This is a genomic window from Neorhizobium sp. JUb45 (assembly GCF_004343585.1).
GTDB lineage: Bacteria > Pseudomonadota > Alphaproteobacteria > Rhizobiales > Rhizobiaceae > Neorhizobium.
This window is the reverse complement of sequence record NZ_SLYW01000001.1, coordinates 606217-625722: the sequence shown is the minus strand read 5'-3', so window position 1 is coordinate 625722 and position 19506 is coordinate 606217. Positions and strand designations below refer to the sequence as shown.

Below are 19506 nucleotides of genomic sequence, written 5' to 3'. Positions count from 1 at the left end.
CGCGATCTGAAAAATCAGTAGGTGTTGAACGAGGCGATGGAACGCTTGGCAAGTCGCACGACATCGTTGGGGTTGTCATGCTCCAGCACGAAATGTTTGGCCGGCGTCTTTTTCAGCGCCTCCAGCAGATCCTTCCACGGCACGGTGCCATGGCCGAGATCGGCCCAGCCGTCCTCGTCGGTATTTTCACCGGCCGGTGCGATGTCCTTCACATGGACTGCGGTGATCTTCTTGCCGTAGCTTTCGATCCAGGCGAACGGATCGGCACCACCGCGGATCACCCAGGCGATATCGGCTTCCCAGGCAAGGTCGGGCCCGCCGGCAAAGATCTGCTCCTGCGGGGTGGAGCCATCGGGCAGCGCCTTGAACTCGAAATCGTGGTTGTGCCAGCCAAAGGTATAACCGGCATCCTGATACCGCTTGCCCACTTCGGCAAGACGTTTGCCGAATGCATACCAGCCCTCGGCGTCACCCGGCCGCTGGTCAGCAACCAGATGCGGGCAATAGATGCCGGTAATGCCGAGCGTTTTTGCGATCAGCAGCGCCTGCGCCGGCTCCTTTTCCAGCAGGTCGAGACCGAAATGGCCGGTCGGCATGGTCAGGCCATTGGCATCGAGTTCGGCGCGGAAGGATTTGAGGGCAGCCTCGTCGAGCGTGGCGTAAAGACCGCCATAACCTTCGACTTCCTTATAGCCTTCGCTGGCCACGAGTTTGAGCGTGTCGGACAGCGGCGGAAAATTGCGGGCGCTGTAAAGCTGGAACCCTAAAGTCGTCATGTCATCCTCCTTGAAATGAAATTTTGGCTTGTGGGAGAAGTCCCCCTCTGGCCTGCCGGCCATCTCCCCCACAAGGGGGGAGAAAATTTGTGGCGATCTCTTGCCTCGAAGTAGGCTTCGGCGGATCGGCTAGATTAAGCCCCTCCCCCTTGTGGGGGTCCGAAGGACGGGCGAGACCCGTGGCTCGCCCCGGCCGGGTTTGGGGCGGGGTCTTATTTATCCTGAAACCCATCAAATCCGCTCCTCCGTCCCGGCATCAAAAACCGACGCCATACGCATGTCGAAACCCAACCGCACCTCAGCGCCAATGGCATAACGCCGCGCGCCACCGACACGCACCGAGATCGTATGGCCGGCGAGCTTCAGCCAGATGAGGTTATCGGCCCCCATCGGCTCCTCGATATCGACGACCGCCTCATGCACTTCCTCACCGGCGAGATCACCATCGACCTTGATATGCTCGGGACGCACTCCGAGCACGACCTTGCGACCGGCCTTCAGCGTTTCCGACGTCTCGTAGCCATCGAGCGAAAAGCTGACGCCATGGGTGCTGAAGACGGTGCGACCGCCCTCCTCCACCAGTTCGCCGCGCAAAAAATTCATCGAGGGCGAGCCGATGAAACCGGCGACGAACAGGTTGTTGGGGCGATTGTAGATGGTGACCGGATCGGCGAGCTGCTGGATGACGCCCGACTTCATGATGGCGATGCGGTCGGCCAGCGTCAGCGCCTCGATCTGGTCATGGGTGACGTAGATCATCGTGTTCTTCAGCTGCTGATGCAGCCGCTTGATCTCGACGCGCAGTTCGGAGCGCAGTTTGGCGTCGAGGTTGGACAGCGGCTCGTCGAACAGGAACACATCGACATCCCGCACCAGCGCCCGGCCGATCGCCACACGCTGCCGCTGGCCGCCCGACAAGGCCGCCGGCTTGCGTTGCAAAAGCGGCTCGATCTGCAGGATTTCCGCCGCCCGCGCCACGCGTTTGGCGATATCCTCCTTCGGCATGCCGGCCACCCGCAGCCCGAAGGAGAGGTTCTTTTCCACCGTCATCTGCGGATAAAGCGCATAGGACTGGAACACCATGCCGATGCCGCGATCCTTTGGCTCTTCCCAGGTGACGTTCTTGTCCTTGATGAAAATCTGCCCTTCGGTCGGCTCCAGCAGGCCGGCGATGCAGTTGAGCAGCGTCGATTTTCCGCAGCCGGATGAGCCGAGCAGGACGAGGAACTCGCCATCATGAATATCGAGATTGAGATTTCCGAGAACCGTCAGCGCCCCGAAGGAAAGTGTCAGGTCACGCACCGAAACGCTGTGATTGGCCTTGGAAAATTGCATGGGAACTACGTTCATGGGGGTCATCCCTTCACTGCGCCGGCGGCGATGCCGCGGACGAACAGGCGGCCGGATAAGAAATAGACGATGAGAGGCACGGCGCCGGTCAAAAGCGTCGCAGCCATGTTGACATTATATTCCTTCACGCCCTGCACGGAGTTGACGATGTTGTTGAGCTGCACCGTCATCGGATAGGTGTCGGGCCGGGTGAAGACGACGCCGAACAGAAAGTCGTTCCAGATGCCGGTCACCTGCAGGATCATCGCCACCACGAAGATCGGCAACGACATCGGCAACATGATGCGCCCATAGATCTGCCAGAAGCCGGCGCCATCGATGCGAGCTGCCTTGAACAGTTCTTCCGGCAGCGATGCAAAATAATTGCGAAACAGCAGCGTCAGGATCGGCATGCCGAAGATCGTGTGGACGATGATCAGCCCGGTCAGCGTGCCGTAAATGCCCAGTTCCCGCAGCACGATGACGATCGGGTAGATCATCACCTGATAGGGAATGAAGGCCCCGATGATGAGGATCGAGAAGAACAGTTCCGATCCCTTGAAGCGCCAGTTGGCCAGCGAATAACCGGTGACCGAGGCAACGAAGATCGACACCACCACGGACGGGATCATGATCTTCACGGAATTCCAGAACCCGCGCGAAAGCCCGTCGCAATTGAGACCGGTGCAGGCTTCGGCCCACGCCTTCACCCAGGGCTCGAAGGTGATTTCCACCGGCGGCGAAAAGATATTGCCGAGGCGGATTTCCGGCATGCCCTTCAGCGAGGTCACAACCATCACGTAAAGCGGCAGAAGGTAATAGAGCGCGGCCAGCCCGAGGATGCCGTAGAGCATGATGTTGCGGCGCGACAGGACACGTTTCGGCTTTCTGCCGCGCGGACCTGCGGACAGTCTGTTTGCAGCAGCGCCGGAACCGGCGGCAACCGTCTTGAGAGTGGAAACGTCAGCCACGCTTGCGCCCTCCGAATTCGAGATAAGCCCAGGGAATGATGATGATGGCAACGGTGAGCAGCATCATCGTCGATGCGGCAAACCCCTGCCCCAGGTTCTGCGCTTGGAACATGTAGTCGTAGACATATTTGGCCGGCACTTCGGACGAATTGCCCGGCCCGCCAGATGTCTGCGCCACGACGAGATCGTAGAGCTTGACGATACCGGCACCGATGATGACCAGCGTGGTGACGAAAACCGGCCGCATCATCGGGATGACGATGAAGATATAGGTCCGCCACATGGGAATGCCGTCGACGCGTGAGGCCTTCCAGATATCCTCGTCGATGCCGCGGAGCCCGGCCAGCATCAGGCACATGACGAGACCCGTGCCCTGCCACAGGCCGGCGATCAGGATGCCATAGATGACGATGTCGGGATCATAGACCGGGTTGAACTCGAACGTTTCCCAGCCGAGCGAACGGACGATCGCCTGAATGCCGAATTCCGGATTTAGGATCCATTGCCAGACGAGGCCGGTGACGATGAAGGACAGTGCAAAAGGATAGAGAAAGATGCTGCGGAAGACGTTTTCGAAACGGATCTTCTGGTCCATAAGCGCCGCCAGGACAAACCCCACAACGAGCGAAAAGATCAGCGACAGGATGCCGTAGATCGCCAGATTCTGGATCGAGACGATCCAGCGCGCCGAGGCCCACAGCCGTTCATACTGGTCGAGGCCGACAAAATTGGTGCGTGGCAGAAGCCGCGAATTGGTGAAGGAATAAACGACGGTCCAGACGGAGCCGCCAAGGAAAATCACCAGGGCGACAAAGATCATCGGGATGGAGGCAATCTTCGAATTGAGATTGCGGAAAAGCTGACTGGGTCGGGCAGATGGGGTGGATTGCGCCATATGTCTTCCTCGATCGGCCGGCGGCGCATTTTCGGCCGCGGTGTTCCGTCCGGCCCCACAATCAAGCGGGGCCGGTCAGGTTGAGCGATGGAAAGCGGTTGTCAGTCCGCGGAACCGATGATCTCGGCGAACCGCTCCTGCGCGGCTTCCGGCGTCATCTCCTTTGAGAAGAACTCCGCCATCAGGTCTTCCTTCTGCTTCTGCGTATCGGCAGTCACAAGCTGGTCGACGCTGGTGGTGGTGCCACCTTTGGCGATGATGGCGATGCCCTGCTTCATGCAATCATTGGCGGACGCCATATCGACGTCACCGCGGATCGGCACGGAGCCCTTCTTGAGGTTGAAAGCGACCTGCACTTTCGGATCGACGATGGTTTCAGCCAACGCGTCCTGAGCCTTGATCTTGGCCTCGTCCTTGAGCAGTGGGAAATAGATGGCATCGCCACCCGTCGCCAGAACCTCGTTCAAGCCCAGGCCTGCAAGGCAGGTATATTCCTTGCCGGCGGTCTGGCCGGCCTGCTGGAATTCACCCTGCGCCCAATCGCCCATGATCTGGCCGCCGGCCTTGCCGGTGATGACGAGATTGGTCGCCTGGTTCCAGTCCTGCACGTTGTTGCCCTTGGCAAGCTCGCGTGCCTGCACGGCTGCGGCAAAGATTTTTGCCATTTCCGGGCCGGCGGCGGCTTCCTCATCCTTGTCCTTGTAGACCTTTTCGAACAGCTCCTTGCCGCCAAGCGAAAGAGCGAGTGCATCGAACAGGTTGTTGGCCTGCCAGGGCTGGCCGCCAAGCGCCAGCGGCTGTATGCCGGCTTCCTTCAACTTCGGCGCGGCTGCAACGAACTCGTTCCAGTCCTTCGGCACCGGCACACCCGCCTTTTCGAAAGCGGCATTGGAAAGCCACAGCCACTGCCAGGAGTGGATGTTCACCGGGGCACAATAGATCTTGCCCTCGAATGTGCAGCTGTCGAGCAGGCTCGCCGGCTTGATCACCTCTTTCCACTTGCCCTTCTCCGCCACCTCGGAGAGGTCGCGCATCAGGCCGGATTGCACCAGTTCCTCGGCTTGACGGCCATGGTTGAACTGGGTGGCGCCCATCGGATCACCACCGGTAATGCGGCTGATCATGATCGGACGCGCCGTGCTGCCGGAACCGGCAATGGCACCATCCACCCACTTGTTGCCGGTTGCGTTGAATGCGTTGGCCAGTTCCTTGACGGCGGCGGCTTCACCGCCTGACGTCCACCAATGCGTGACTTCCAGATCAGCCGCCTGAACGATACAGGGCAGCGCCACTGTGGCAGCCATGACAGCTGCAAAAGCACGTATACGCATGAGTCTCCTCCCTCACTGAAACGTTGCAGTAAAAAGCTAGGGCAAAGATTTCTGGGTGGCAACCCGAGATTGGACGAATAATTTTAACCCGGCGATGTTTTCAACCGGAGACTGAAATCACTCACATCAGGGAATTCATAAAAAATGTTTAATTTCAATATTTTATGACGTCATCTACATCACACTTCTTCGCAGATGCAAAAATGTTGTGCGTCTGCGTTGTGTCTATGTAAAATTGCAGGTTGTCGTACCTGCGAGAATATCCGGTCTGAAAAATCACTGTAACGTTACAGTTTTTTACCGTAAGAAACGGTTTGCATCGACACGCAGCTTTCCAAAGCGGCAATTCCAGCGCGAACGGCAGCCATGGACGACGAAGACAGAAGATTTTCCCGCGGGGCATCCGTCACCGAGCGGCCGACCCTGAAAACCATCGCCTACATGACCGGGCTCGGCATCACCACGGTGTCGCGCGCCCTGAAGGATGCACCGGATATCGGCGCCGATACCAAGGAACGTGTACGCCTCGTCGCGCGCCAGCTCGGTTATCAGCCCAACCGCGCCGGCGTGCGCCTGCGCACCGGCAAGACCAATGTCATCGCGCTGGTGCTCAGCATCGAGCAGGAACTGATGGGTTTCACCAGCGCCATCGTTCAGGGCATTTCGGAAGTGCTGGGCGGCACGCAATATCACCTCGTCGTCACCCCGCATTCCTTCGAGAAGGACCCGATGGTGCCGGTGCGCTATATTCTCGACACCGGCTCGGCGGATGGGGTGATCATCTCGCGCATCGAGCCGGAGGACCCGCGTGTCCGGTTGATGATCGAGCGCAATCTGCCTTTCGTCACCCATGGCCGCACCGACATGGGCATTGCCCACCCGTTCCACGATTTCGATAATGAGGCCTATGTCTATCAGGCGGTCGAGCGACTGGTGAAACGCGGCCGCCGCCGTATCGCGCTGCTGGCACCACAAAGCCGCTTTTCCTACCACCTGCACAGCCGCATCGGCTTTGAGCGGGCGCTTGCGGATTTTCAGGCGACGGAAGTCTCCATGGGGCGCCTCACCACCGAGACCCCTCTGGACGAGCTGCGCAGCCATTCCGAGCGATTGTCGCGCCTGCCGGAACCGCCAGATGGCATCGTCTCGCTCAGCGGCTCATCGACGATCGCGCTGGTGGCCGGCATAGAGGCGGCTGGCCGCAGGCTCGGCCATGATGTGGATATCGTCGCCAAACAGTCGGCCGAGTTTCTGAACTGGATCCGCCCGGAAATCCTCACCGTCACCGAGGACGTGCGCCATGCGGGACAGGAATTGGCCAAGGCGGTGCTGGCCCGCATCGACGGCGTAGCGCCGGATCTCCTGCAAAGCATTGCCGGCCCGATCTGGTCCAGCATGGGGCCAAGGGACTGAACGCAAAAAGCCCGGCGCGCGGCCGGGCTTTCGAAGTTTGTGCAGCCGATCGAACCGAAATTATTCGGCAGCGATCTTCATGGCGCGCAGGTTTTCGAGAATGTTCTGCGGCGAAGACGCACCGTAAGGGTCGCTCTCGCAATTGTCGGAATAACCTTCTTCCTCGAACCACTGCTCGACGACACCATCGTTGACGATGGCGCCATAACGCCACGAGCGCATGCCGAAACCGAGATTGTCCTTGGCGACCAGCATGCCCATCTTGCGGGTGAACTCGCCCGAACCGTCCGGGATGACCGTGACGTTGGCAAGGTTCTGGCTCTTGGCCCATGCGTTCATGACAAAAGCGTCATTGACCGACATGCAGTAGATGGCGTCGATGCCTTCGGCCTGGAAATCGGAAAAGAGCTTTTCGAAATCGGGCAGCTGGAAAGTCGAGCAGGTCGGTGTAAACGCGCCCGGCAGCGAAAACAGCACGACGCGCTTGCCGGCAAAATAGTCGGCCGAGGTGACGTCCTGCCAACGGAAGGGGTTGGGGCCACCAACGGCTTCATCGCGCACGCGGGTGCGGAAGGTGACTTGGGGAACGCGTTTGCCCAGCATGACTGTCTCCGAGATAAAATGAACATTTGCCCCGTAGAGAGGCAGAAGACTTTTCTCTAAAGACAATTTTCCCGCAGCGCAGCAATCTTCTTAACAAAATCCTGCACTGCACAGCAGCTATTCACAGGAAGCATTGCTCGGGCGACGGACGCGCTCATTTTTCGGCCGGATTGAAGAGATCGAGCGACAGAACCAGCGTCTGCGGCAAGGGATTCCACACACCGGTGCGCAGGCCGGCGGCGCGCAGCGCACCCGCCGTCCAGGTATTGCAGCCGACAAGGGCGTTGAACGAACCATGGGCTTCGAAAAACTGGTCGTAACCGCCATAACCGGCACCGGGGATGAGAGCGACCTCACCCTGCTCGCGGACAAAGCTGCCTTGGATGAAGCCGGACAGATTTTGAAATTCGACGGGTGAAAGATCGAAAGCCCGCACCGAAGGATGGGTTTCGTCGATCGGTCCGGCGATATCGACATGCATGACCGAGCGATCCACGGTCAGCGCCCGAAAGACCGGCATCGGCTTCAGATCGGCCCAGGTCGGCGTTTCCAGATAAAACGACCGCCCTCCCCAGCCGATCACCAGCCATTCCGCACGAGGATCAGCAACGGGAATGCCGGAGGATCCGAGGTAGGCGTAGGCGGCACGGGTCTCATCGTTCAGCGGGATGGCGATATCGGTGTGGATCGGGTTGGACAGGACGAGAATGCGCCGCGTATCGCCGGTGGAGACGGCACGTTCGGGCGCAAACAATGGCCGCGGAACAAATGTCCCGACGGCAACTGCAAAGACGACAACAAGGATCGCGGCCAGCAGCCAGCGACAGAACCGTCTCATAGGCTCGCCAGTCGCAAAGCCATCAGAACAGGAAATACCGCTGCGCCATCGGCAGAACCGTCGCCGGTTCGCAGGTCAAAAGCTCGCCATCGGCGCGCACTTCATAGGTTTCCGGGTCCACTTCCACATGCGGCGTTGCCGAATTGTGGATCATCGACGCCTTGGAAATACCACCACGAACATTCTTCACGGCCAGAAGCTGCTTGGCGACGCCAAGGCGCTGCGCCAGCCCGTTATCGAGCGAGGCCTGCGATACGAAGGTGACGGAGGAATTGGTGCGCAGCTTGCCGTAAGCGGCAAACATAGGCCGGTAATGCATCGGCTGCGGTGTCGGGATCGACGCATTCGGATCGCCCATCGGAGCCGCTGCGATCGAGCCGCCGAGCAACACCATTTCCGGCTTCACGCCGAAAAAGGCCGGGTTCCAGAGAACCAGATCGGCGCGCTTGCCGACTTCGACCGAGCCGATCTCATGGCTGACGCCATGCGCGATCGCCGGGTTGATCGTATATTTGGCAATGTAGCGTTTGACGCGGAAATTGTCGTTGTCGCCAGTCTCTTCCTTCAGCTGGCCGCGCTGGCGCTTCATCTTGTCGGCCGTCTGCCAGGTGCGGATCGCCACTTCGCCGACACGGCCCATGGCCTGACTATCGGAAGAGATGATCGAGAAGGCACCGATGTCGTGCAAAATGTCTTCGGCCGCGATGGTTTCCTTGCGGATACGGCTTTCGGCGAAGGCGATGTCTTCCGGAATGGACGGCGACAGGTGGTGGCAGACCATCAGCATGTCGAGATGTTCGGCCAGCGTATTGACCGTATAGGGGCGCGTCGGATTGGTGGACGATGGAATGACGTTCGGATTGCCGCAGATCTTGATGATATCCGGCGCGTGGCCACCGCCCGCCCCTTCCGTGTGGAAGGCATGGATGGTGCGCCCCTTGATGGCAGCCACCGTGTCTTCCACGAAACCGCTCTCGTTCAGCGTGTCGGTATGGATCATCACCTGCACGTCGAATGCATCGGCAACGGTGAGGCAATTGTCGATGGCAGCCGGCGTCGTGCCCCAATCCTCGTGCAGCTTCAGCGACGAGGCGCCGGCGAGGATCATTTCTTCCAGCGGCGCCGGAAGTGCGGCATTGCCCTTGCCGGCCAGCGCCAGGTTCATCGGAAAGGCGTCAAAACTTTCGATCATCCGCTCGATGTGCCACGCCCCGGTGCAGGTGGTGGCCAGCGTGCCGTGGGCCGGGCCGGAACCACCGCCCAGCATGGTGGTGACACCCGACATCAGCGCTTCCTCGATCTGCTGCGGGCAGATGAAGTGGATATGCGCATCCATGCCGCCGGCCGTCAGAATCTTACCTTCGCCGGCAATGGCTTCAGTCGAAGGACCGACGATGATCGTCACGCCGGGCTGGGTGTCGGGGTTGCCGGCCTTGCCGATGGCGTGGATGCGACCGTTCTTCAGGCCGACATCGGCCTTGTAGATGCCGGAATGATCGACGATCAGCGCATTGGTGATGACGGTATCGACAGCCCCTTGCGCGCGCGTCGCCTGGCTCTGGCCCATGCCGTCACGAATGACCTTGCCACCGCCGAATTTCACCTCCTCGCCATAGGTGGTGAAATCCTTCTCCACCTCGATGAACAATTCGGTATCGGCCAGCCGCACCTTATCGCCGGTGGTCGGGCCGAACATCGAGGCATAGGCGGCGCGGGACATCTTGTAGGACATGGGGATCAGGCTTCCTGAGAAAACGGAATGAACGGAGTTTTTTTGGCAGCCTGCCGGTCGAGCGTCACGGTGGGTGACGCGCCAGCGGCTTCGTTGAGTTCTGCAATGAGATAATCGGCAAATCCGGCACTGCCTGCCTTGAACGAGGCAAGCGCACGTTTGATGGCCTCGCCAACGACGAGACTGGTGGAGGACAGGATGCCTTCGATGACACCCGCAAGAGCCGCCCGATCATATTCTGGCCTGCGGCGCAGAACCCAGACAAGCTCGGTCAAGGTGATCGGGTTGATATAACCCTGTCTGCGCTCGGAAAGATTTTCTGCGAAAAACCGTGCAATACGAGGTGACCAAAGCGGATCATCGTCCAGAAAATAGCGCGCCAGCATGTTGGTATCGAGTCCGATCAAGGATCGTCCTCCGTGCGGTCAACAGCCGTACGACGCGCCACCGTCTCCATGATCGCCTCGTCGATATCGATCGGCGGGCCTTCGTGTTTGCCGAAAATGCCGCGCAGATGCGCAAGATCACTGGTCTTGGCAACCACCGTCACCTTCCCGTCGTCATCGACGATGAACTGCAAGGCGCCGCCCGGCTGCAGCCCGAGCACGTCGCGGACTTCGGCCGGAATGGTCGCCGTCCCGTCCATCGTCGTTTTTGCTTCGAACCTGCCCATCAGCGTTGATCCCGGTTTTCGCAATGTACCTATGTTAACCGATCTTCGTCATCTCAACAATTTTGGCCGCTCTCAGTTCTCCAGCCCATCGGCCAGACTTTTGAGCTCTTCGGTCCGCGCGCGCGTCAGTTCGGCCTGGCAATTGGCGACCAGCATCGGCTCCATCGAACCGCCACGCGCCTGAAAACCGGCCGACGTGCATTGCGCATCGCGGTCGCTGACCCAGGCGCGCTGCGCCTTGACGAGAGCATCTTCAGCGCCCCTTGTCTCCGGTATGCCATCCGCATCCTGCTGGCGCATGGTGCTTCGGGTGATCCTGTACTGGGCGTTCAGCTCGTCATCGGCATCACCGAAATCGCGCTGCGCGCAGATCGTCATGTCCGTCTGCGTCTCGGCCTTGTCGCAATCGACATCCGGCTCCTGACCATTCGACATCGGCGCATCGGTCAACAGCACGCAGCCGCACAGAAGCGGCATGATCGCCAGTTTCAGCATTCGCCGGCCCTTTCGCATCTCACGCCGCCGCCCCATCGTGATGATAGGAGGTCAGTTCGCGCGGATTGACGCCTTCCAGGCAGTTGACGTTGAGCGCTACCATTTCGGCGCCGTCGGGTGCCGTGCCATAGGAAAAGCTCTGGATGCCGCAGGTCTTGCAGAACAGGTGCTGCAGTTTTTTCGAGTTGAAGCGGTATTCGGTAAGATTCTCCTCACCCGATTTCAGATCAAACGCCGCACGCGGCGTAAATGTCAGCACGGCACCGAGACGCTGGCAACGCGAACAATTGCAGGTCACGGTCTTGTCGAGATCGGCATCCACTTCGAACGAGACTGCGCCACACTGGCAGCCGCCGATATAATGTTTAGCTGCCATATCAGAGCGCTCCCATGATTTTTTGCTGGAACCCGTAGACTTCGCGTTTGCCCGAGAGCGGGATCAGCGTCACCGAGCGGGTCTGGCCCGGCTCGAAACGCACCGCCGTGCCGGCAGGAATGTCCAGCCGCATGCCGCGCGCCTTGTCGCGATCGAAGGCAAGGCCGTTATTGGTCTCGAAGAAATGGTAATGGCTGCCCACCTGGATTGGCCGGTCGCCGGTATTGGACACATCGATCGAAATGGTCGGCGCGCCGGCATTCAGCTCGATTTCGCCTTTTGCGGCAATGACTTCACCGGGTATCATGAATCACTCCCTCAGGCGGTTAAAGCGATTTGTGGCTTGCAGCCCTCGGGCTTCAGCACCCGCACCGTCGATGCGGGATTGTTGACGAGCGCCGCCACCGGGCGCACCGGACGGCGCACCAATTCGCCGCTGCAATTAGGGCAGAAACCACCAAGCGTATCGGTGGCACAATCGGTGCAGAATGTGCATTCGAAGGTGCAGATCATCGCCTCACGGCTATCCGGAGGCAGATCCTTGTCGCAGCATTCGCAATTGGGTCGCAGGGCCAGTGCCATGGGCTTTTCCTCAGCGGATCGGTTCGTGGACGGTCACCAGCTTGGTGCCATCGGGAAAGGTGGCTTCCACCTGCACGTCGTGGATCATTTCGGCAATGCCATCCATCACCTGTTCGCGAGTCACGACATGGGCACCGGCTTCCATCAGGTCGGCGACCGCGCGGCCGTCGCGCGCGCCTTCAACAACGTAATCGGTAATCAGCGCGATGGCTTCGGGATAATTGAGCTTCACGCCACGCTCGAGGCGGCGGCGGGCAACGATGGCCGCCATGGAAATCAGCAGCTTGTCTTTTTCGCGTGGGGTCAGGTTCATGGAACGTCCAAGCTTATCGGATCAGATATGCCAGACTTTCGGCACTGGCGCGCCATTACGCAATACGGAAATTGCCGGTACGAGGATTTTTCTCAAAGCGAAGCCGTCAATGGCGGTTATTCGGGCAATCAGCTTGTTATTCCAGAGGCTTGCGCCCGCATTTGCGTCACCGAGCACGCTTCGAAGCCGCGCCAGAAGCGCTTCGGCGCGCGGCCCGGTGTAAAACAGCGTCGCAAACGCCACCTGGCCGGACAGAACCGACGACTGGTCAGACAATGATTCGACTTCACCCTCTAGGCGCAAATCCTCGGCATGGATGAGCTTTCCGCTACGCCGGATGCGCCAGCGATCCCGGAAAAATCCGCTAACGACCGCCTCGCCCATCGCCTTGCGACCAAGCAGAACCGCTTCGACGGCAAGAAATTCGGAATTTTCGTGGAGATCGACCTCAAGGCTGCGCGTCAGCGATGAGCGGTCGAAAAGAATGGTTTCCTGCGGCAGCCAGTGAACGACTGCCCCCTCGCCGACCTCGATGCGCGTATCGAGACGCGCGGTGTCGGCGGATGCCTTGTAGATCTTCTCATTGGCCTGGGTCGTGATCGTCGCCGCCGTCCCATCACCGGCGACGATCTTCCACCCCACTCTGTCTCCGCCGGTCAGCCCACCGGACGTATTGATCAGAATCGCCTCCATTTCCGGAGAAAACGTTTCCGGCAGGCGGATCTTGGCGCAACCTTCCTGATAGAATTCGGAAAGCCGCGTACGGCCCTGGAACGCCTTGGTTACAAGGCGCCCTTCGCCCCTTGCCCGTTGCGGCGCATGTCGGTGGTCTGGCTGCTGCTGCACGTCATGTCCTGGCTGTCGCCGGTTGCCATGCAATCCTTGGCAGCGGCTTCCGTTACCTTGGCCTTTGGCTGCGCGGCGGTTGCCACGACATCGGTGCTGTCGGCCTTGCCGAAGAAGTCCCACATACGATAGGCCGGGTCAATATTGGCATCGAAGGCCGGCTTCCGGGCCGTGGCCGAGACCTTGACGACGCCATTGGCGCTGTCGGTGGCCGCCGCGATGACAGTTTCCTTCTCGGTCGGCTTCGGCCAGTCATGCGTGCCATTGGCAAACGAATAGGCGGCGATGCGGGCGCCGTTCTTGCAGGTGTCGTAAACGCCGTAGGTGACGCCGTTGACGGTGTCCGTGCGGCCATTGCCGGTGCAGCCATCAAGATCGGTCCAGCGCTGGATGGCGGTCTTGAAACCATACTGCCAATAGGCGGAACCGCCACCGGAATACGGGTTCTGGCGATCCTTCTCGCCCGCGAAGGCGACAATCGAGACCGGCTTGGCAGGGCTGCAATTGGCCTTGTCAGGCCCCCACTTGCCATCGGCTTCCAGCGGACGGCCGGCGCGCAGCGAATTGACAAAACCTGCCGCTGCAAAATCGTCGCCACCGGCGCACAGATAGGCCGACAGCATGCGGCCACCACCGGAATAACCGGAGGCAAAGATGCGGTTCGGATCGACGCAGAAATCGTCCTTCACCTCATCGACGGCTTCGTCGATGAAGGAAATCTCGTCGAGACCACCCTGCCCGCCCTGCGGAATGATCGCCTTGCTGACTTCGACATGGGGAACGTTCCAGGCAAAGGTGCCGGGCGTCTTGCCGGCAATGCTGCCCTGCAGAGCGACAGCGATGAAACCGTTCTTTTCGGCAACCTTGTCCCAGGAACTGCGGGTCAACTGACCATCGGGATTGCTGTTGCTGCCGTGGAAATCGAAAACGACGGCGACCTTGTCCTTGCCCGTATAGGAGGACGGCACGTAATAGACAGCTGAACGCTTGACGCCATCGGCTTCGATCGTTGTCAGGTGGCGACCCGGCTTATAGGTCTCGCCACATCCGGCATGCGCCATTCCAAGGCCGGCGGCCAAGAAAAAAGCTCCTGTCGCAAAAAAAGTGCCAAGAGCTTGGGAACCAGATCGAGCGTTCATGCGTTCAAATGCCATCAAGCGCCTCATCATAGGGTGCGGGGTGGATTTCGACTGTCTGAATGGCAGTTGAATAGCACTTATTAGAAGCGATTTAAATAGTCGCACCGGGTAGCAGCCATGCAATAAATGGCAGCTGTGGCGCAAAAAACGCGTCAGACGGTCAGGTGACGCCTTGCTTCTGCCGTATCCAGCGTTTCGGCGCCCCCCTCATGCACAATCTCGCCACGATCCATGATGTAGACATGGTCGGCGAGTTCCCGGCAGAAATCGAGATATTGCTCCACCAGCAGGATCGCCATGCCGGTGGAATCCCGCAAATACCGGATGGCGCGGCCGATATCCTTGATGATCGATGGCTGGATGCCTTCGGTCGGCTCGTCCAGCACGAGAATTTTCGGGCGCGTGACCATGGCGCGGCCAATGGCCAATTGCTGCTGCTGTCCGCCCGACAGATCGCCGCCGCGACGCGACAGCATGGAATTCAAAACTGGAAACAGGGTAAAGATTTCGTCAGGGATGGTACGCTCGCTGCGCGCCAATGGCGCATAACCGGTCTCGAGGTTTTCTTTCACCGTCAGAAGCGGAAAGATTTCGCGCCCCTGCGGCACATAACCGATGCCGTGCTTGGCGCGCACATAGGGCGAAAGCCCGTTCAATGATGCACCATCAAACGAGATCGTGCCGGCGCTGACCGGCTTCTGGCCGGTCACGGCGCGAAGCAGCGACGACTTGCCGACGCCGTTGCGGCCGAGCACGCAGGTGATCTTGCCCATTTCGGCATGGATGGAGACGCCGCGCAGCGCCTGTGCGGCACCGTAATGCAGATTGACATTGTTGACTGCGAGCATCCCCAAAACCCTTTTCTGTTCAACTCATGAGCGTGCGCCTGAGCACCTGCAGCGCCTGCTCCTGTTCATTCGTCCGGTCACCACCGACTTCGGCGACTTCCTCGGCAATGCCGATCAGCTGTATCCGTTCGTTGGTATCCAGCGCCTTCATCCACATGTCGCGGAAGCGGCGGATCGGATCCTCCGGATTGATGGTGTTTTTCGAAGCCCATTCGCAAAACACCATCACTTCATCCATGTCGCCCGGCCGGATGATGCCGGCCATGCGGTTGCGGATGACATCCTTGGCCGCCTCCAGATAGATCGGCTTCTCCTTGGCGATGCAGAAGAAGAAGGCCACCGCCGCGATCGCCGGATCGGCGATGGAAGCGAGCGGTGCGGCCTCCGCCTTCTTGCGAAACTGCCGGCGCTTGAAGGCGCCACGCATGCGTTCGATCGAGTCGATGACTTCGCTGCCCGCCTCGCGCACCATCTTCAATCGCCAGTACCAGACGGCCGCGCCGCCGATTGCCATAACCAGAATGCCAAGCAAAGCCATGATGAAACCCCAAAGTAAAAAACGCTGCCTTTACAGCGTGTTCCATCATCATCTGCAAGACTTGAAGTTTTTCTCCACCGCGCCAGCTTGTGTCATCGACCGAGATAGTTTTCGATCACCTTGGGATCACTCGACACGAAGTCGATCGAGCCTTCCGCAAGAACAGAGCCTTCCGCCAGGCACGTCACCTTGACGCCAAGCTCGCGGATAAAGCCCATGTCGTGTTCGACCACCACGACCGAACGGCTTTTGGCGATCTCGCGCAACAGCACCGCCGTCTCGGCCGTCTCCGCATCGGTCATGCCCGCCACCGGCTCATCCACCAGCAGCAGCTTTGGCTCCTGCGCCAGCAGCATGCCGATTTCCAGCCATTGTTTCTGGCCGTGGCTTAGATTGGCGGCGAGTTCGTTTTTGCGGTGGCTCATGCGGATCGTGTCGAGGATTTCTTCGATACGCGCGGTGTCTTCGGCCGAAAGCTTGTAGAATAATGTTGAAAACACCCCGCGCGGCCGGTTCAGCGCCAGTTCCAGATTGTCCCAGACCGTATGGCTTTCGAACACGGTCGGCTTCTGGAATTTGCGGCCTATGCCGAGCTGGGCGATATCGGCCTCATCCTTTCTGGTCAGGTCGATCTCATCCTCGAACAGCACTTTGCCCGTGTCCGGCCGCGTCTTGCCGGTGATGATATCCATCATCGTCGTCTTGCCGGCGCCGTTGGGGCCGATGATGGCGCGCAGCTCTCCCGGCTCGACGACGAAGGAAAGCGAATTGAGCGCCTTGAACCCGTCGAAGGAGACGGAGACATCCTCCAGATAGAGCAGGCTTTTCGAGCGTGTTTCGGCAATCGTGTTCATCTTGGCGCCCTCTCCTATTCCGCCGCCTGCGCGACCGCGGTCACGTCACCACGGCCCTTTTCGGCATCGGCTGCGGCCCGCATCGCCTTGCGCCCGGTAAAACCGCTCTGGATGGTGCCGACGATCCCTTTCGGCAGGAACAGCGTGACGGCAATGAACAGCCCGCCCAGCGCAAACAGCCAGAGTTCAGGGAAGGCACCGGTGAAATAGCTTTTGCCGGCATTGACCAGAACCGCGCCGATGATCGGCCCGATCAGCGTGCCGCGCCCGCCGACCGCTGTCCAGACGACGACCTCGATCGAGTTGGCCGGCGCAAATTCGCCCGGATTGATGATGCCCACCTGCGGCACGAACAGCGCACCGGCAATACCGGCAAACATGGCCGAGACGACGAAGGTGAACAGCTTGATGTTTTCGACGCGGAAACCGAGAAACCGCACCCGGCTTTCGGCATCGCGAACGCCGACCAGCACCTTGCCGAATTTCGAATTGACGATGGCCGAGGCAATCAGCAGGCAAAGCGCCAGCATCAGCGCCGACATGGCGAACAGAACCGCACGCGTACCGCCGCCCTGCACGGAAAAGCCGACGATTTCCTTATAGTCGGTCAGGCCGTTATTGCCGCCGAACCCCATGTCGTTGCGGAAGAAGGCAAGCATCAGTGCATAGGTCATCGCCTGGGTGATGATCGACAGATAGACGCCGTTCACCCTTGAGCGAAATGCGAACCAGCCGAACACGAAGGCGAGCAGGCCCGGCACGAACAGCACCATCAGCATCGCGAACGGAAACATGTCGAACCCGTACCAGAACCACGGCAATTCCTTCCAGTTGAGGAAGACCATGAAATCCGGCAGGTCGGCATTGCCGTAGACGCCGCGAGAACCGATCTGCCGCATCAGGTACATGCCCATGGCATAACCGCCGAGCGCGAAAAACGCCCCGTGGCCGAGCGAGAGAATGCCGCAATACCCCCAGACCAGATCGAGCGCCAACGCCAGCAGCGCATAACAAAGATATTTGCCCATCAGCGACATGACATAGGTCGGGATGTGCAGGGCATGGTCAGGCGCCAGCAGCAGGTTGGAGGCCGGCACCAGCACCGCGAAAGCGAGGATGACGGCAACGGTGACGACGATATGGCCTTTCAGGGCACGAAAGATGAAGGCGGAAATCATGCTTCGATCGCCCTTCCCTTGAGCGCGAACAGGCCGCGCGGACGTTTCTGGATGAAGAGGATGATCAGCACGAGCACGAGGATCTTTCCGAGCACGGCCCCGACCGACGGTTCGAGAAACTTGTTGAGGATCCCGAGCGACAGAGCGCCCACCAGCGTGCCCCAGAGATTGCCGACGCCGCCGAACACCACGACCATGAAGCTATCGATGATGTAGCTCTGGCCAAGGTTCGGCGAGACGTTGTCGATCTGGGAAAGCGCCACCCCGGCAATCCCGGCAATGCCGGAGCCGAGCGCGAAGGTGAAGGCGTCCACCCACGGCGTCTTGATGCCCATGGACGAGGCCATGCGGCGGTTCTGGGTGACGGCGCGCATCTGCAGGCCGAAGGCGGAACGTTTCATCAGAAGCAGCAGACCGACAAAGATCGACAGCGAAAAGACGACGATCCACATGCGGTTCCAGGTGATCGTCATACCGCCAACCGGAAACGAACCGGACATCCACGACGGGTTGCCGACTTCCTGGTTGGTCGGACCAAAGATGGTGCGGATGCTCTGCTGCAGGATCAGCGAAATGCCCCAGGTGGCGAGCAGCGTTTCCAGCGGCCGGCCATAGAGAAAACGGATGACGCCGCGCTCGATCACAAGGCCAACCGCACCGGTGACGAGGAAGGCGACCGGCAGCGCTATCGTCAGCGACCAGTCGAACAGGCCGGGCGCATTTTCGCGGATCACCTGCTGCACGACGAAGGTGGAATAGGCGCCGAGCATAACCATTTCGCCATGCGCCATGTTGATGATGCCCATGACGCCAAACGTGATGGCAAGGCCGATGGCGGCAAGCAGCAGCACCGAGCCGAGCGACAGGCCGTACCAGACGTTCTGCGCCATGTCCCACAGCTGCTGTTCGTTCTGGATGGCGGTGATCGCCGCATCGAGATCGGGTTTGAGGCTGGCATCGATGGAGGAGGAAACCGCATTGAGGATGCCGAGCGCGTCCCGTCCGCCGAGCTTGCCGATGGTTGCGATGGCGGCGCGTTTGTCATCGATGGAACGGTCGGAGGAAAGCAGCGACACGGCGCGGGCTTCTTCCATGCGCGCCTTGACGGTGGCGTCGGTTTCCTTGGCAAGGGCGGCCTCGACCAGATCGAGCGCCTCGGCGCTTGGCGAGCGCAGGATGGCATCGGCGGCAGAAAGCCGCGTGCCGCGATCCGGGCTCATCAGCGTCAGGCCACCGAGAGCGGCGCGAATGGCGCGGCGTAGATTGTTGTTGATCCTGATTTTTGTCACCGCACCCTTGGCAACCTGACCGGCGCTCTCGCCCGTTACCGGGTCGATCAGCTCGAGCTGCGCACCGGCAGGCTTCGCGGCGAACACCGCCTTGTCGGACTTGCGGAAATAGAGGTCACCCTCGGCAAAGGCATTGAGCGCCGGCACGACACGGGTATCGCCGGTCGTGGCGATCTGCCCGACAAGCTTTTCAGCCGCATTGAAATCGGCATCGGCCAGCTGGTTGAACAGCGGCTTTGGGTCCGGCGCTTGCGCGAAGGATGGCGCGGCAGAGGCGAGGATCAGGAAGATGAGAGTGATGAAACGGATAAGCATATGTGTGTCCCCCGGGTGGCTGGCGTCGGGGGCATTACCCCCTCTGGCCTGCCGGCCATCTCCCCCACAAGGGGGGAGAAAATTCGCGGCACCCACTTCGGCTCATTGAAAACCTTGGCGGAGCGACTGGGTTAGAGCCCTCCCCCTTGTGGGGAGGGTTGGGAGGGGTCTT

At 60.0% G+C, this 19506-nt stretch carries 22 protein-coding genes and 1 pseudogene; 1 reads left to right on the top strand and 22 read right to left on the bottom strand.

Annotated elements, in window-relative coordinates:
- Nucleotides 1-14: 14 nt before the first annotated feature.
- From EDF70_RS02985 to EDF70_RS02965, 5 genes are all read right to left on the bottom strand, one after another.
- The gene (locus EDF70_RS02985; protein WP_132271759.1) at nucleotides 15-776 is read right to left on the bottom strand and encodes a sugar phosphate isomerase/epimerase; all 762 of its coding nucleotides are present in this window, start codon (nucleotides 774-776) and stop codon (nucleotides 15-17) included.
- A 231-nt stretch (nucleotides 777-1007) separates the two neighbouring features.
- Complete coding sequence (locus EDF70_RS02980) at nucleotides 1008-2126, bottom strand: ABC transporter ATP-binding protein (protein ID WP_245519021.1); 1119 nt, start codon at nucleotides 2124-2126, stop codon at nucleotides 1008-1010.
- A 5-nt stretch (nucleotides 2127-2131) separates the two neighbouring features.
- The gene (locus EDF70_RS02975; protein ID WP_132271757.1) at nucleotides 2132-3076 is read right to left on the bottom strand and encodes a carbohydrate ABC transporter permease; all 945 of its coding nucleotides are present in this window, start codon (nucleotides 3074-3076) and stop codon (nucleotides 2132-2134) included.
- On the bottom strand, nucleotides 3069-3971 hold the full coding sequence (locus EDF70_RS02970; RefSeq protein WP_132271755.1) for a sugar ABC transporter permease: 903 nt from the start codon (nucleotides 3969-3971) through the stop codon (nucleotides 3069-3071). Before EDF70_RS02970 ends, EDF70_RS02975 begins: the two co-directional genes overlap by 8 nt.
- Nucleotides 3972-4072: 101 nt before the next feature.
- Nucleotides 4073-5302 (bottom strand): ABC transporter substrate-binding protein, encoded by a 1230-nt coding sequence (locus EDF70_RS02965; protein WP_132271753.1) that lies wholly within the window; start codon nucleotides 5300-5302, stop codon nucleotides 4073-4075.
- 366 nt (nucleotides 5303-5668) lie between these two features.
- Here EDF70_RS02965 and EDF70_RS02960 point away from each other — a divergent pair, with 366 nt between their 5' ends.
- A complete protein-coding gene (locus tag EDF70_RS02960) occupies nucleotides 5669-6715 on the top strand; it encodes a LacI family transcriptional regulator (RefSeq protein WP_132271752.1) in 1047 nt (348 codons plus the stop codon).
- 60 nt (nucleotides 6716-6775) lie between these two features.
- On the opposite strand, the gene EDF70_RS02955 is transcribed toward EDF70_RS02960, so the two are convergent.
- The 17 genes and pseudogenes from EDF70_RS02955 to urtB form a co-directional block, all read right to left on the bottom strand.
- Nucleotides 6776-7318, bottom strand: a complete 543-nt coding sequence (locus tag EDF70_RS02955) for a peroxiredoxin (protein WP_132271750.1) — start codon at nucleotides 7316-7318, stop codon at nucleotides 6776-6778.
- 154 nt (nucleotides 7319-7472) lie between these two features.
- On the bottom strand, nucleotides 7473-8156 hold the full coding sequence (locus tag EDF70_RS02950; protein WP_132271748.1) for a TIGR02117 family protein: 684 nt from the start codon (nucleotides 8154-8156) through the stop codon (nucleotides 7473-7475).
- A 22-nt stretch (nucleotides 8157-8178) separates the two neighbouring features.
- Nucleotides 8179-9888 (bottom strand): urease subunit alpha, encoded by a 1710-nt coding sequence (ureC, locus tag EDF70_RS02945; RefSeq protein WP_132271746.1) that lies wholly within the window; start codon nucleotides 9886-9888, stop codon nucleotides 8179-8181.
- 5 nt (nucleotides 9889-9893) lie between these two features.
- A complete protein-coding gene (locus tag EDF70_RS02940) occupies nucleotides 9894-10295 on the bottom strand; it encodes a type II toxin-antitoxin system VapC family toxin (RefSeq protein ID WP_132271744.1) in 402 nt (133 codons plus the stop codon).
- Complete coding sequence (locus EDF70_RS02935; RefSeq protein WP_132271743.1) at nucleotides 10292-10561, bottom strand: AbrB/MazE/SpoVT family DNA-binding domain-containing protein; 270 nt, start codon at nucleotides 10559-10561, stop codon at nucleotides 10292-10294. Before EDF70_RS02935 ends, EDF70_RS02940 begins: the two co-directional genes overlap by 4 nt.
- A gap of 72 nt (nucleotides 10562-10633) precedes the next feature.
- Nucleotides 10634-11056, bottom strand: coding sequence for a lysozyme inhibitor LprI family protein (locus EDF70_RS02930; RefSeq protein ID WP_132271742.1), 423 nt, complete (start codon nucleotides 11054-11056; stop codon nucleotides 10634-10636).
- A 19-nt stretch (nucleotides 11057-11075) separates the two neighbouring features.
- Nucleotides 11076-11432 carry a GFA family protein gene (locus tag EDF70_RS02925; RefSeq protein WP_132271740.1) on the bottom strand — a complete coding sequence of 119 codons (357 nt, stop codon included), beginning with the start codon at nucleotides 11430-11432 and terminating at the stop codon, nucleotides 11076-11078.
- A 1-nt stretch (nucleotide 11433) separates the two neighbouring features.
- Complete coding sequence (locus EDF70_RS02920) at nucleotides 11434-11739, bottom strand: urease subunit beta (RefSeq protein ID WP_132271738.1); 306 nt, start codon at nucleotides 11737-11739, stop codon at nucleotides 11434-11436.
- An 11-nt stretch (nucleotides 11740-11750) separates the two neighbouring features.
- Nucleotides 11751-12014 (bottom strand): DUF1272 domain-containing protein, encoded by a 264-nt coding sequence (locus EDF70_RS02915; protein WP_132271736.1) that lies wholly within the window; start codon nucleotides 12012-12014, stop codon nucleotides 11751-11753.
- Between the two features lie 10 nt (nucleotides 12015-12024).
- Nucleotides 12025-12327, bottom strand: coding sequence for an urease subunit gamma (locus tag EDF70_RS02910; protein ID WP_132271735.1), 303 nt, complete (start codon nucleotides 12325-12327; stop codon nucleotides 12025-12027).
- Nucleotides 12328-12348: 21 nt separating this feature from the next.
- Entirely contained in the window at nucleotides 12349-13173 is an 825-nt protein-coding gene (locus EDF70_RS02905) for an urease accessory protein UreD (RefSeq protein ID WP_132271734.1), read from the bottom strand.
- Entirely contained in the window at nucleotides 13110-14252 is a 1143-nt protein-coding gene (locus EDF70_RS02900) for a polyhydroxybutyrate depolymerase (RefSeq protein WP_132271733.1), read from the bottom strand. The genes EDF70_RS02905 and EDF70_RS02900 overlap by 64 nt, the downstream gene beginning before the upstream one ends.
- 212 nt (nucleotides 14253-14464) lie before the next feature.
- Nucleotides 14465-15160 carry an urea ABC transporter ATP-binding subunit UrtE gene (urtE, locus tag EDF70_RS02895; RefSeq protein ID WP_132271732.1) on the bottom strand — a complete coding sequence of 232 codons (696 nt, stop codon included), beginning with the start codon at nucleotides 15158-15160 and terminating at the stop codon, nucleotides 14465-14467.
- A gap of 19 nt (nucleotides 15161-15179) precedes the next feature.
- Nucleotides 15180-15698: a hypothetical protein gene (locus tag EDF70_RS02890; RefSeq protein WP_132271731.1), complete on the bottom strand. Its 519-nt coding sequence runs from the start codon at nucleotides 15696-15698 to the stop codon at nucleotides 15180-15182.
- Nucleotides 15699-15790: 92 nt separating this feature from the next.
- Nucleotides 15791-16552, bottom strand: coding sequence for an urea ABC transporter ATP-binding protein UrtD (gene urtD, locus EDF70_RS02885; RefSeq protein WP_132271730.1), 762 nt, complete (start codon nucleotides 16550-16552; stop codon nucleotides 15791-15793).
- Nucleotides 16553-16662: 110 nt separating this feature from the next.
- Nucleotides 16663-17730 (bottom strand): annotated as a pseudogene (gene urtC / locus EDF70_RS02880) (urea ABC transporter permease subunit UrtC); the annotation flags it as partial.
- The gene (urtB, locus tag EDF70_RS02875) at nucleotides 17727-19334 is read right to left on the bottom strand and encodes an urea ABC transporter permease subunit UrtB (RefSeq protein ID WP_132271728.1); all 1608 of its coding nucleotides are present in this window, start codon (nucleotides 19332-19334) and stop codon (nucleotides 17727-17729) included. The pseudogene urtC and the gene urtB, both read right to left, overlap by 4 nt.
- Between the last annotated feature and the right edge of the window lie 172 nt (nucleotides 19335-19506).